At 60.9% G+C, this 13138-nt stretch carries 10 protein-coding genes; all 10 read right to left on the bottom strand.

Going from position 1 to position 13138, the window contains the following annotated elements; translation table 11 throughout:
• Nucleotides 1–507 (bottom strand): type VI secretion lipoprotein TssJ, encoded by a 507-nt coding sequence (locus HMPREF3138_RS00515; RefSeq protein WP_038872284.1) that lies wholly within the window; start codon nt 505–507, stop codon nt 1–3.
• Between the two features lie 9 nt (nt 508–516).
• A complete protein-coding gene (locus HMPREF3138_RS00510) occupies nt 517–882 on the bottom strand; it encodes a PAAR-like domain-containing protein (protein WP_038872288.1) in 366 nt (121 codons plus the stop codon).
• A 6-nt stretch (nt 883–888) separates the two neighbouring features.
• Complete coding sequence (locus tag HMPREF3138_RS00505; RefSeq protein WP_038872289.1) at nt 889–1503, bottom strand: DUF3540 domain-containing protein; 615 nt, start codon at nt 1501–1503, stop codon at nt 889–891.
• Nucleotides 1496–2650: a pentapeptide repeat-containing protein gene (locus tag HMPREF3138_RS00500; protein ID WP_223294888.1), complete on the bottom strand. Its 1155-nt coding sequence runs from the start codon at nt 2648–2650 to the stop codon at nt 1496–1498. Before HMPREF3138_RS00500 ends, HMPREF3138_RS00505 begins: the two co-directional genes overlap by 8 nt.
• Entirely contained in the window at nt 2640–4865 is a 2226-nt protein-coding gene (locus tag HMPREF3138_RS00495) for a DUF2169 family type VI secretion system accessory protein (protein ID WP_038872294.1), read from the bottom strand. Before HMPREF3138_RS00495 ends, HMPREF3138_RS00500 begins: the two co-directional genes overlap by 11 nt.
• A gap of 12 nt (nt 4866–4877) precedes the next feature.
• A complete protein-coding gene (gene vgrG / locus HMPREF3138_RS00490; RefSeq protein ID WP_038884710.1) occupies nt 4878–7118 on the bottom strand; it encodes a type VI secretion system tip protein VgrG in 2241 nt (746 codons plus the stop codon).
• 64 nt (nt 7119–7182) lie between these two features.
• On the bottom strand, nt 7183–9768 hold the full coding sequence (tssH, locus tag HMPREF3138_RS00485) for a type VI secretion system ATPase TssH (RefSeq protein ID WP_038872299.1): 2586 nt from the start codon (nt 9766–9768) through the stop codon (nt 7183–7185).
• A gap of 16 nt (nt 9769–9784) precedes the next feature.
• On the bottom strand, nt 9785–10813 hold the full coding sequence (tssG, locus tag HMPREF3138_RS00480) for a type VI secretion system baseplate subunit TssG (RefSeq protein WP_038872302.1): 1029 nt from the start codon (nt 10811–10813) through the stop codon (nt 9785–9787).
• Nucleotides 10806–12647, bottom strand: a complete 1842-nt coding sequence (gene tssF, locus HMPREF3138_RS00475) for a type VI secretion system baseplate subunit TssF (protein WP_038872304.1) — start codon at nt 12645–12647, stop codon at nt 10806–10808. The genes tssG and tssF overlap by 8 nt, the downstream gene beginning before the upstream one ends.
• 11 nt (nt 12648–12658) lie before the next feature.
• Nucleotides 12659–13105, bottom strand: coding sequence for a type VI secretion system baseplate subunit TssE (locus HMPREF3138_RS00470; RefSeq protein WP_038872306.1), 447 nt, complete (start codon nt 13103–13105; stop codon nt 12659–12661).
• Nucleotides 13106–13138: the final 33 nt, after the last annotated feature.

Raw genomic sequence — 13138 nt, 5'->3', positions numbered from 1 at the left:
TCATTCATCCATTTTGTCGTTAGTCACTATGCTGAGTGACGTCATCCCCACCATCACCTTCATTTGCGAATCAGCCTGCGCGGGCGATTTTTGCTCGGCGAGCGGCAATACCCCGCTGATTTGCTGAAATTCCGCCCCCACGACGACCCATCGCTCTTGCCCCGCCGGCACCTCGAAGCGATAACGCAGCGTCTCCCTCGGTTGCAAAATGCTCTGGTGCCGGCTCAGCGCCCCTTCCGACGGCGCCGTCTCACGGCAAGGGGCACCATCGCCAATCCCGTCGGGCATCCACCCCGAGCGATTGGTTTCGATGACGCACACCTTGACCGGCTGCGCCTCCCCGGCCGCATTCGGGTTCACGTTGTCGTTCGCGGTCACCTCGACGTCGATAAACCGCAATCGACGCCCCGCATCCGCAGCTTCGTCGTGAGAAAACCAGCTGCACCCGCTCAGCATCCCCACCGCCAACAGTCCCCCTGCTGCGATCCCCCGGAGCGTTTTCACCATGCTGAACTCCTATGCATTAACGAAACATTTGGTCTGGCTCGGCGCGACCTGAGTGGCGACCATGTTGTTGTTGTTCGTCGTGCTGGAATCACCTAACCGCGTGACCGGCATGCCGCCGGTGAAATACTTCCCCGACCCCTGCATCGGCTGCATCTGCGCCGAATGCGTCCCCGAGGCGGCGCCGATCACCCCGCCCGAATCGACGGTGGCCACGCGAATGCTGCCGATGTTCTGTTCATTGCCGCCGCAAAGGAAATAGTTGGGCACGTTCGGTATGCCGGTATTGTTGGGCGCGGTATTCGGGCCCGGCGCCGGGATCATCGGGTCACAGCCGGCGAAGCTGATCCCGGCCGTGTTGTTGTTGGCTGCGGTCATGATGGCTTACCCCATATGTATCTGGCCGCCGTCGATCTTCAGCACCGCCGAAGACTTCAGGGAACCAATTTCACTGTTGATGACGAGGGATTGTCGGGCATCCTGAATGATGTGCTTCGCCAGCACCTCGTCGGTTTCCTCCACCCGCCGGCTTGCGTGCTTGCTGCGCACAAACAGGCGTTGAGAGATTTGGTGCAGCGTTTCGGCGACCCAGCGGCTGCTGCGCGTCAGCAGCGTGAAGTGCGGGCTGCGCAACGTCAGCCGCTTGCCGCCTTGCAGTTCGATCTCCGGCGCCACGATGCGCAAGTTGGCGCAGCGGCTGTCCAGCGTCATGACGGCGTTCGCCTGCTGGCGCGACAGGATCTCGGTAATGACCAATTTGTCGCCGTCGACGATGACGCAAACGCGATCGCCCGCCAGCGGCTGAACCAGGCAGCTGGTGGCGACCGCCAGGCAGTGGGCGCGCATGCCATCGACATACAGGCCGCCATTGGCGTCCGCCGCCAGCGTCACCACCTTGCGCCCCCCTTGTTCGGCAAGCGGAGCGCTGCGCACCAACTGCAAAGGCGTTACCCTGGCGTTGGCATAGACCTTCTGATGCTCTCTTCTGGACTTATACATATCTGCTTACTCCTGTTGGCCGTTGATACGACGGTTGCCGCGGTCCCGGTTGTTGATGCGCATACCAGGCGTCGATCGCACTCAAGAACGGATCGGCGGTAAGCGGCACATTTTCGGCGCGATGACGCTTCGCCCCATGCAGGCGGGCGCTCTGTTGCTGGGCGGCGGTCAACGGCTGTTCCATCAGGTTCGCTTCCCGCATCTCTGCCTGCTCCATGTTGGCCAGCGCCAGATCGCACGCCCTGAACTCCGCCTGCGTCAGCCTGGCGCGCCCCCAGTGGGCGCCGTTCATCGCGCATTCGCTGAACCGGGCCTTCTGCGCCTGCGCCAGGGTCAGCGTCGCACGCTCGAAATCGCAGCGCAGCGCCTGCACTTCGGCAAAGATCGCCGACGTCAGATCGCTGTCGGCGAACGAGCACCCTTCCAGCTCGCTGCGGTGAAAGCTGGCGCCCTGCAGCCGCAGCTGGGCCAGGTTGCAGCCCGACAGGCGGCAGGTGAACCAGATGCGCGCCTGCCCCTCGATCGTCTGCCAGCTGCATTTCTCCAGCCGGCAGCTCCCCATGATGTGGCGTTCGAGGGTCGATGCCTGCCACAGGCACTGCGTGAGTTGGCAGGCATACCAGTTGGCGTCCTGAATGATGTCCTGTTGGAACATCAGGTTGGTCAGGATGCTGGACTGCACGGCCAGGTGCCCCAGGCTGCTGCGCTCGACTTCCGCCCCGTTGACCTCGCACTGGATCAAACTGCAGTCGTCCAGCAGACAGTCGCCGATGTAGCCCCCCCGCAGCGTGGTGTCGTTGCACGCCAGATTGCACAGCAGCCCCCGTTGCAGCGTCAGGTTGTCAAACCGGCATTCGTTGAACGACAGGCGCAGCAAGCTGCCGCCGACCACGTTGACCTGGTTCAGGGTGCAGCCCTCAAAGCGCACCGCCCGTAAATCGCATCCTTCAAACGTGACGCGCTCGAAATGGCAGTCGATGAAAAAACAGTCGCTCAGCGTCAGCCCTTTCAGCTCGCGATCGTGGAAGCGCCGCTTTTTGAAGGTTCGCGGCAGGGGCGGCGTCTGCGACACCGCCTGAGCGACCTCCAGCTCAATCACCTCGGTGTCAGGCAGGGCCTGCTGAATCACGCGGCTTTCAGTTTTCATGCGCATAGTCCCCCTGAATAATTCTGCGCGGCACCCAGCACGCGCGCTCCAGCAAACACCCGCTGAAACGGGTGCCGGCGTCCTGCCAGGTCATCGCCAGATTCGCCGCCGCCAGGTTGCACTGCTCAAATCCCGCATCGCGCAAATCGGCGTTATAAAACATGGCTTGCTGGGCGCTGCTGTTTTGCCAGCGGGCGTGCGTCAGCACGCTGTCTTTAAACCGCACGCCGGCCATGTCGCAGCCGACGATCGCGCAAGCCGTCAGGTCGGCCTCGTCGAAATTGCATTCGGTGAAAACGCTGTACTGCAGCTGACACCTCTCCATACGCGCCGCTTTCAGCCCCACTTTGGTGAAGCAGCAGTCGCTGAACACGCCGTGGGAGAAATTCACCTGCATCCCCGCCGTCATGCTCTCGATTCGGCAACGTTCGAAACGCACGCCGCGCCAATTGCCGCCAAGAAACGAGTTCTTGATGAACGCCATATCCAGCGCCACCGCCCCCTCGACCAGGCAGCGGTTGAAGACGCAGGCGTCCAGCTCCCCTTGCAGGAATTGCGTGCGGATCAGCGTCGAGCCGTTGAACATGCCGTTGCCAATCGCCCCGCGCTCAAAGCGGCTCGCGGTGAAATCTCCCCGCTCGAAGACGCAGTAATCGAGCTTCACGCCCTCGGCCCGCATGCCTTGCCCCTGCGGCTCTTCCAGCGTCACTTTTTCGAGCACCGCCTCCTGCCATACGCTTTCCGCCATCAGCGGCTTTTGCAGGGTGCATGACACCATGCGGATCCGGCGCAGCGCCGCCTGCGTCAGGTTGACCGCATCAAAAACGCAGTTTTCGAAGGTGCAGTTCTCCAAAACGGCCTGTGAAAAATCGCAGCGCTCAAAACGGCATTGCAGAAAATGCTTGTCCGACAGCGCAGGGCTGCGCAATCCGGTGAAGGTTTTCCCTTCCACGGTCGCGCTAGCGGGGAAAAACGCGTCGTTGCCGTCTTCGGCAGGCAGATCCGGCAAATCGGGCAACGTCACGGGGGCGGGCTCCGCCGCCGTCTGTTGCTGGTGCAAGGCAATCGCCTCGCGAATGCGTTGATAGAAAACGGCGGAGTCGCCCAAAGACATGGGCGACGGATCGTAACGCAGATCGCTGGGGTGATCCGACGCCGCCTGGATGACGTTCAGCCCCATCTCCGCCGGCATCAGATCCGGATCGAACAGGAACTCGAAAGGCGAAGCGTCGTCGTCGCTGCGTTTATGGTGCACCTGCCGGAAATAATCGAACGGGCGCGGCGCGTCGCAACGATCCAACGCCAGCATCAGGGACTCGATGGATTCGTCCAGAAGATGCGTCAGCGGCGCATTGCCGGTGAAAATAATCAGCGCCATGTCGCTGTCGGGCAGGAACCACAGCGTTTTTCGCTGCAGTTCGATTTCCTCGAGGCCTTCGCTATCGTGGCGGCGTATGAATGCCCGCCCGCGCACCGCCGGCAGCTCGCCGCGAATCGCCTGGCTCTGCGCACCGACGCCCTGCAGTTCGAAGGGCACCCTATCCGGCCACGCCGCTTCCGGCAGCCACTGTGCCGGCGGCGCCATCTGGTAATAGCGCCGATCGATATCGGCCGGCAGCCCGGGAAACGCCTTCTCCAGGTAGGCCTTGCTCGCGATCTGGCCCGCCACCTTATCGATATGCGCCTTGCGCAGCGCAAACTCGTGCGGCACCGGCGCCGGCGCCGCCAGCGGGGAACGCTCCTGTGCAGAACCCTCGGCGGACAAGGTCATCAGCAGCGGCCGCAGCCCATCATTGCAGCCGCGCCCCACCGGGTTCTCCTTGCTGTCTTTACCGCCCCAGGCCGAGGTGTGGTCCAGCGGCACGCTGAGGAACGGCTCCGCCCCCATCGCGCCGCGTCGTCCCTCGCCCTCCACCCGCCAACGGCGCTTAAGCCCGCCGATGTCGGCGCTGACGTCCAGCGTTTTTACCGGCTGCCCGACGCCGGCATGGCCGGCGATCAGGTATTCGGCGAACGGCTTCGGCTCAGCAACGTCCAACACCGGCAGACTGAGCGGCGCACGCTTCCACGCCTCCCAGATTTCGGCTTCGTTCACGAAGTGTTCCGGTCGGGACAGGTAGCATCCGGCCACGACGCTGATGCCGAGCCGGCTGTCTGCGCCGATCTGGTAACCCCCTTTAATCACTACCAATTGCTGTGGCCGTATGATTCTCATTGCCGCGCCTCGTTAGTTTTTGCTTTGCATCCCGACTTTTTTCAAATCGACGCCGGTCTCGGACAGTGACGCGCCGGTGTAGCTGATGGACACCCCCGTCGTGCTGGTGCTGCTGCCGGTATTGCTGACGCTGCTGCCGGTGCTGCTGACGCTGCTGCCGGTGGTGCCGACGCTGCTGCCGGTGGTGCTCACGCTGCTGCCTGTGGTGCTGATGCTGCTGCCGGTGGTGCTGGTCGACGAGCCGGTGGTGCTGATGCTGCAGCCGGTGGTGCTGGTCGATGAGCCGGTGGTGCTCACGCTCACGCCGGTAAAGCTGGTGCTGCTGCCGGTCTGGCTGGTGCTGACCGTGGTGTAGCTGTTGCTTTCGCCGGTCATGCTGTTGCTGATGCTGGTAAAGGAGTTGCTTTCGCCGGTCATCGAGTTGGAGACGCCGGTGCAGCTGGTGCTCTGCCCGGTAAATGACGTGCTCAATCCGGTGAACGACGTGCTGACGCCGGTAAACGAGGTGCTGACGCCGGTGAACGAGGTGCTGACGCCGGTGAACGAGGTGCTCACGCCGGTGGCGCTGAGGCTGACGCCGGTCAGCGAGGCGCTGACGCCAGTGATGGACGCGCTAAACCCGGTGATGCTGAAGACGTAATCTTTGTAAGAAACGTGGTTGGTGAACCAGTCAGTAAAGGTGCGGCGGATGATGTCGAACTTGTCCATCCCCACCTCGGTGGCCTGGTTGCGCTCGACCGTGGTTTGCAGATCGCGTTCGGCGTGCAGCATGACGCGTTCGTTGTTGCGGTTGTCGTCGAAGGTCAGCTGGCTGGCATGCTGCGGTTTGCCGAAGCGCAGCGAACGCGACACCATCCCCGAGTAGTTGATGTATTCAGGCAGTTGATAAGGCGGCGGGTTATCGCCGTTATAAACGATACCTGTCACCATCGGGCGATCGAGATCGCCGTCGACATAGGTCACCAACACTTCCTGGCCGACGCGCGGCATGGCGATCACCCCCCAGCCTTTCCCCGCCCAGGCCTGCACCACGCGGATCCAGCACGAGCTGTCTTCCTCGGTGGTTTTGTAGCGATCCCAGTGGAAGTGCACGCGAATGCGCGCAAACTTGTCGGTATGCACTTCGGAATTGGGCGCGCCGACCACGGTGGCGCTCTGGATGCCCGGCATCTGCGGCTTGGGCGTCTCGCGCAGCGGGCGGAACGCCACGTCGTCGTTCAAGGCGTTGAAACGGCAGGTCACGTTGCGGCCGTCGCTGCTGCTGTCGGGGCCATCTTGCACGAACACATAGTCGCAGCGGGTCAGTTTGAAACGGCGGTTGCGGTTGGCGTCCGGGTGCAAAATCAAGGAGAAGTCCTTGCCGGCCATCAACCCGACGGCGTTGCTCTCGCCAAACAGCAGGTGGCCGTCGCTTTGCATTTCTTCCAGGCGCAAACGCGCCAGATTCTCGCCGCGTTCGGTATCCACATAGCCCGCAGCGTAGTCGTACCACTCCAGCGGCGTGTTCTGCAGGCCGAGGCGGCTCTCTTCCACCTTGGTTTGCAGGTTCTTGCGCGGGTTCTGGAAGTCGAAGTCGCGCAGCACGATTTCATTCGGACGCACTTTGCGGGAACGCTGGATGCGCTGGATCCCTTCGCGGATGGCGCGGTTTTCTTCGCTGTCCGGCATGAACGGCAACACGGCGTAACCGAAATCCAGATCGTCGAAATCCTGCCGGTCGGTGATCACCAGCGTGTGCTTATCCTCGGCGTGATCGAAGTAATACCAGATGCCTTCGTCTTCCAGCAGGCGGCTGATAAACGCGAAATCCGTTTCGGAAAATTGCACGCAATACTCACGCGTCGGATAGGTGCCTTGAATATCCAGACGGTAGTCGGCAAAGCCATAGCGAGAGAAAATTTGCTCGATGATGTCGAGCACGTTCAGATCCTGGAAAATACGGCTGTTGCGGTTCTGCATCAAAAACCACAGCCAGGTGCTCAGCTCCAGTTTGTACACGAACTTATCCTGATGCTGCCCCGCATCGGACGCGCCGATCACGTAAGCGTAGAAAGGCCGCGAGCCGAAATCCGGCCTTTCTATCTGGATGCGGATCCCTTCACCCAGCAAGGATTCATAATCCACGTCCGCCTGTTCGCATTCGAATTCGAGCGAATATTGCGAGTTGCTCGACAACCCTTCTTGGGTGGTGAAGCTGAGTGGAAACGCATTTAATTCGGCTAACACCGGGTTATCAATTTCGATTAAAGGCATAACAACCTCTCTGATCCGATATCGAACCCCGCCCCGCGTTTGCGGGCCGGCGGTAAATTAAAAATCAGTCGAAATAAACACTTAAGCTATCGTTCTCGACCATGAGTTGGATATTCTGCAGTTCCTGTCCCGTCCGTTTGCGCTGCAGCACTTCATTGCTGATCGGCGGCAAGATCGCCTGCTGCAGCAGCGACTCGACCGCTCTTCCGCGCGATGGATGGGCGCTGATGCGTTTGGCGATCCAACCTGGGATGTCGCCCTCCAGCACCAGCGACACGCCCACTTCTTTGCGCAAACGCTGCTGTAAACGTGAAATCTGTTTGGTGGCGATATGGGTTATCGCTTCGGTGGAAAGCGGCACGTAGGGAATGACGTTCATGCGCGCCAACAGCGCCGCCGGGAAGAAGCGCGCCAGCACGTCGTGCAGCATCGGCCGCAGCGCTTCGGTTTTCAGATCCGGCGTTTCCGCCAGCGTCGCTTCTATTTCGCCGGCGCCGATATTGCTCGTCATTAAAATGAAACACTGGCGGAAGCTGATCATGCGGCCCTCACCGTCTTCCATCACGCCCTTGTCGAAGACTTGATAAAACGCCTCGTGGATATCGGGATGCGCCTTGTCGAATTCGTCGAGCAAGACGATGGAATAAGGTTTGCGGCGCACCGCCTCCGTCAACTTGCCGCCCTTGCCGTAGCCGACATAGCCCGGCGGCGCCCCCTTCAGCGTGGAGACGGTGTGCGACTCTTGAAACTCGCTCATATTGAAGACGATCAGGTTATGCGCGCCGCCGTACATCGCCTCCGCCAGGGCGAACGCGGTCTCCGTTTTGCCGACGCCGCTCGGGCCGGACAGCATGAAAACGCCCAACGGCCGATCGTGCGCCTGGATACCGGCGCGGGAGATCCTCACCGCCTGCGCGATTTCATCGATCGCCGTCTGCTGGCCGAATATCTGGCGGCTCAGCAGTTGGTTGAGATTGAGCGCATTGTCCAGATCGCTTTGCAGCATGCGGCCGGTGGGGATGCCGGTCCAATCCGACAGCACTTCCGCCACGACGCGATCGTCCACCCACGGATACACCAGCGGCAGGCCGCCGTCCTGCAGCTCGCCCAACTCGGTAGCCAGCTGCGGCAAACGATCCGGCGACTGCTGCTCTGCATCGAGCAAGGTGGTGACGGCCTGCTGCTCCTGTGCCTGCCGCTGACGCAGCGCATCCAGCTCGCCCTCCATCTCGCTGAGCGTCTGCTGCAATTCGCTGATGCGGGTGAGCGCCAGATCGTCGAATTTGCTTTCTTCCTGCAGGCCGTGCATTTCGGTACGCTTCACCGCCAGCCCGGCCTCGAGCGACTCGATTTTTTCAGGCTGCGCATGCCGGCTCAGCGCCACCCGCGCGCAGGCGGTGTCCAGCAGGCTGATGGCCTTATCCGGCAGCTGCCGCGACGGCAGATGGCGCAGCGACAAATGCACCGCCGCCTGCAGCGCCGACTCGCGGATCTTGACGCTGTGGTGCTGCGCAAAATGCGGGGCGATGGCGCGCATCATGTTCACCGCATTCTCTTCGTCCGGCTCTGAAACCAGCACGTACTGGAAACGGCGCGTCAGCGCGGCATCCGGCTCGATGAACTGTTTGTATTCCGACCAAGTGGTCGCCGCCACCATGCGCAGCGCGCCCCTGGCCAGCATCGGTTTCAACAGGTTGACGGCGTCGCCGGTGCCCGCCTGCCCGCCGGCGCCCACCAGCGTATGCGCCTCGTCACAGAACAAAATCACCGGCACGGCCGAATGCGCAATGGCGTCGATCAGCGCTTTCAGGCGCGATTCGAATTCGCCCCGCATGCTTGCCCCAGCCTGCATGCGCCCCAGATCCAAAGACAGCAGCCGGGCGCCCTGCAGCAGCGGCGGCACCTGCCCTTGGGCTATCTTGCAGGCCAGCGCTTCCGCCACCGCCGTTTTGCCGACCCCGGCTTCGCCCACCAAAATCGGGTTGTTCTGCCGACGGCGCAGCAAAATGTCGATCACCTGGCGCAGCTCCGCTTCGCGGCCAATCACCGGGTCGATTTCACCGTCGCGCGCCTGACGCGTCAGGTCCGCACACCATTTATCGAGTATCTCGACCGTCTCGGGCGCATCCGGCGCCTCGCCGAGCGCGCCGTAGCTTTCTTCTTCTTCCTCCTCGTGTTCGACAGACTCCGCCAGAATCACCGGGTAGTCGTCGAACAGCTGCGGGATCGGCAGCTTTTTAAACTCTTCGCTCAGCCGGTACAGGCTGCGCTGCAGCGTGGGATCCTGCAAAATGCCGACCAGGATATGGATGGTGCGCACGCCGCCGGACGGCGTTTCGGCGAGCTGGCTCATCAGCAGCCCTCTTTCCACCACCGTTTCCAACTGCGTCGACAGATCCACCACCGCATTCGTCCGGTTTGGCAAGGTATGGAGAATGCGATCCAACGCATCGCTGACGCGCTGAATATTGATCGCGTAGTGCGCCAGGATCAGCGGCAAGTCGCCGCGTTCTTTGTCCACCAGAACTTTCAGCCAGTGTTCAAGCTCCACGTATTCGTGCCTGAAGGTCCGGCACAGCTTGGTGGCTTCAACGAAGGACTGATAAGCAAAGTGGCCCAATCGCGAAAAAAGACGTTCTCGTTGATACACCTTAAATTTCCTTATATTAAGTTGTTGATTGATAAACCAGCTGCCTAAACGTCCCTGTCTTAGGTGTCAGCCAGCTGTCTTTACTCAGCGACTTGCCGCCCAGCTGCGCCGCCATGCCCGGCTCCGTGGCGATCAGCAGGCTGACGTCCAACATCAGCTGATGGCTCGTGAAGTCATGGCAGATGCTCACCAGCGCCTGCAGCCGCCGGCTGCCGCGCTGATACTGCTGATAATGCGGGGCCCCCAGCGGCCCGATTTGAATATGCGCGCCGTACTGGGCATCGAAAAAGCGGCTACCGATGCGCGTGCTCCCCAGCTTGCCCAGCTTTTGGCTACCGTTTTTTTTGCCGTCGTCGATCCATTTGGCGTAGCGCGGCGTAATTTTGATGGGGACGGCAAAGTAGGCCGCCAGCATCTTGTTAAGCTGGCGCAGCGAGCGGCGGCCCGGCAGATAAATGCCGGGGTAGGCTTCACGCAGGCGCTGGATATGTGGGTTCACGGCCAACGTGGTGTCGACGCCCACCGTCTGACGCAGATGATGCAAGAACGGGTTTTTGTCATCGTCATGGTCATGCCCGATCATCGCCTTCAGCTGCGCCCAGGCCCGGTAATGCAGTACGGCGAAGCGCTGGCTGACGATGCCGACAAACTGCTGGAACGCCTGATTACGCCTGGCGATGACTTCGGTGCGCGCGTGCTCGGTCACATGGATCGGCAGCGGGCCGTAAGGGGCGAACATGCCGAAATGCCGCGCCTGAATCAGCACCTGCGTAGGGCGTTGTACGATGGAGGCGATTTCACGCGAGGCGAAGCCCATATCCGCCGGCTGGGTGATGCAGAGCCTTTCGCGGCTGCGATCGTTGGAGACGCCGAGCCGCGGCGCATCCGGCTGCGCACGCTCAATGCGCCGCAACAGCTCGAAGAAATCCTGCCGATTGGACAGCCCGCGGATTTCGGCCTGGCCCACGCTTTCGCCTTGGGACTCCGGCGCCGGCGCCTGTTCCAACGACAGCGCCGTTTCGCGCATCAGCGACATATCAGCCATAGTAGAGCGCCCCCCAGTCGGCGTGGGTTTCCCCATCCAGCAACAGCTTCATGCTCAACGTTTGGTTTAGATCGCCGTATTGGCTCAGCGCGTGGTGCAATATTTTGCCGAACAGATAGGCGCCGTGATCGGCATGATGATTGGCGCTTAGGTTGACGGCGATCTCGGCCCCGCGGATCCAGGCGAGCGGCCCCGGCCCCTGATTGCGTTCGAAGTGGTGCTCCACCCAGGCGTTTTTGATGCTGGCGATGCGTTTGCGCTGGCTGGAGTCATCCTGATGGCAGAACAACGACAGCCAGTCGCGCAACAGCGCCGAGCAATCCTGCACGTCAGGGCGCGCATGGCGCAAAGGATTGGAGGCCAGCATCTGGATCGCTTGCCACGCCTGGCTGATGTTAGGCACTGCAACAGGGTTGCTCGGATAGCGGACGATCTCCACCTGGTGGATCGGCATCGCCGTTTCCAGCTGAAAATACGGTTGCTGCAGGTGCGCAGGCACCAGATGCCGTTCGCAGACCAGCGCCTCGACGCTGAGCGACGTGATGTCATCGATGTCGATGCCGCTTTTGCCCGGCGAGATGGCGATAAAAGTATCTTCGTTGGGCAGGTGCGGGTTGTTGTATTTGGATGGCGACGGTTCCCGGCGGCGGTGCAGCGTATAGCCGGCCGGCTCCCGCTCGCAGTCGTAGTGCACGTCGGCTTGCAGCGAAGAGAAGATCACCGGGTTGCCGTCGGGCAACATGCCCTTCACCTGTTTGACGCTATGAATCTCATACAGCGAGGTGTTCAAACGATCGACCACCAGCTGGTGTTCCGTGCGTTCTCCCGTCAGCAGCACCGGCGAGCAATGGCGGCGATACAGGTTGATGACCGGGGTCGCGAAAAGATGAAAATCCCTGGCGTTGACGCGACCGATCAGCGTAAGCGGGCGTTGCTCAAGCGCGAACAAGATCTCGAATTCATGGACGCGTTCACATTGGCGCAGAAAATCCCGCACGCCATGCAGCTCCAGGCTGAAGAAGCGGCTCGGCGCCGCAAAGTATTCGCGCATCAGCCGGTTGCCGGGCAATTCCCCCACTGCGGTGGGCAACAATGCCTCTTCGTCGCCGACGCCGCCCAGACGCAGGCTTTCCGGTTGCAAGACTTTGATGACCGGCCGATCGTCGTTTTTCGCCCATAACACGATGCGCAAGGTGCGGTTAAGCAGCGCGGCCATCAGCTGGTTGGCCCGCACCGTATCTTCCGCCAACGTCAGGTGCAACGGCTCGAGATCCAGTTCCGAGACGGGCAACACGCCGTGCGTGGTCAGGCCGATTCTGACGTAGGCCGAACAGTCTTGCATATGCCTGGCGGCGCCGTCGGGCAAATGGTGAGGCGGCAGGATTTCGCATTCCGCCAGTGCAATCTCAACGGGCTGCACTTTAATATGCCGCGCCGTGGTGAACGTGGCGGGTTTGTTGTTCAGCGAGATATCGTTCAGGGTCATTCGGCTCCCGCGCGGCAGGTCAACCTGGCTGTGCCACTGGGGAAAAGAGAGATCGGGCTTAATCGCGACGGTGGCGATCGCAGGAACCGGCGTGTACCACAAGGGCGCCAGGCGCGAAAGCATTTGCAAGGCGAATTCTGGCTGCTCGTTGTTCAGCTTTTCCTGAATGCGGGTGCAAAGAAAAGCAGAGCCCTCCAACAGGCGCTCGACGAAAGGATCCAGCACGCCGTCGATATGCATGCCTAAATGCTGAGCGACCTGGGGATGCGAAGAGGCGAACTGACGGCCGGCCTCGCGAAAATAACGCAGCTCATCATTATATAATTGGAGAAAACGCTCACTGAACATAGTCACCTCTATTAATCAAATACGTGTACGGCGCCACAGGAATAATCAAGAGCTATGCGCAAATTCACCAGCATTTCGTCACCCGGTAATGAGCAGGTGCCATAGATATCGAATAAGATCGCCAATACATACGATTGACGCTCATTCACTACCGGCACCACGCGAATCGTTTTCGGATCCAGCCGTGGCTCAAAAGACGTAATGATTCTTTGTATATGTCTCGCCAGCGTTAGCGGATCGGTATTAATCGGTATTCGTTGGCTCAGCGACGGCAGGCCATAATTCAATACCGAGCTTTCGCTGTGCGCATAATCGTGAAGTTTTAAATCTGCGCTGCGCGATGCGTCATTCAATAAGAATTCGATATCGCGCACCAGGACGCGCCGCCAATTATCGGCGCTGCCGCTTTGACTTCTCACGCTGAGCTTATCGAATAGCATGGGTAATGACGCTTTCATTTAAGGAAGGTGCGAACAAGTTCCTGATATGAG

Origin of the sequence: Serratia sp. HMSC15F11 (assembly GCF_001808215.1) — a bacterium.
Taxonomy (GTDB): Bacteria; Pseudomonadota; Gammaproteobacteria; order Enterobacterales; family Enterobacteriaceae; genus Serratia; species Serratia nevei.
This window is presented reverse-complemented; position numbering and strand designations above follow the sequence as displayed.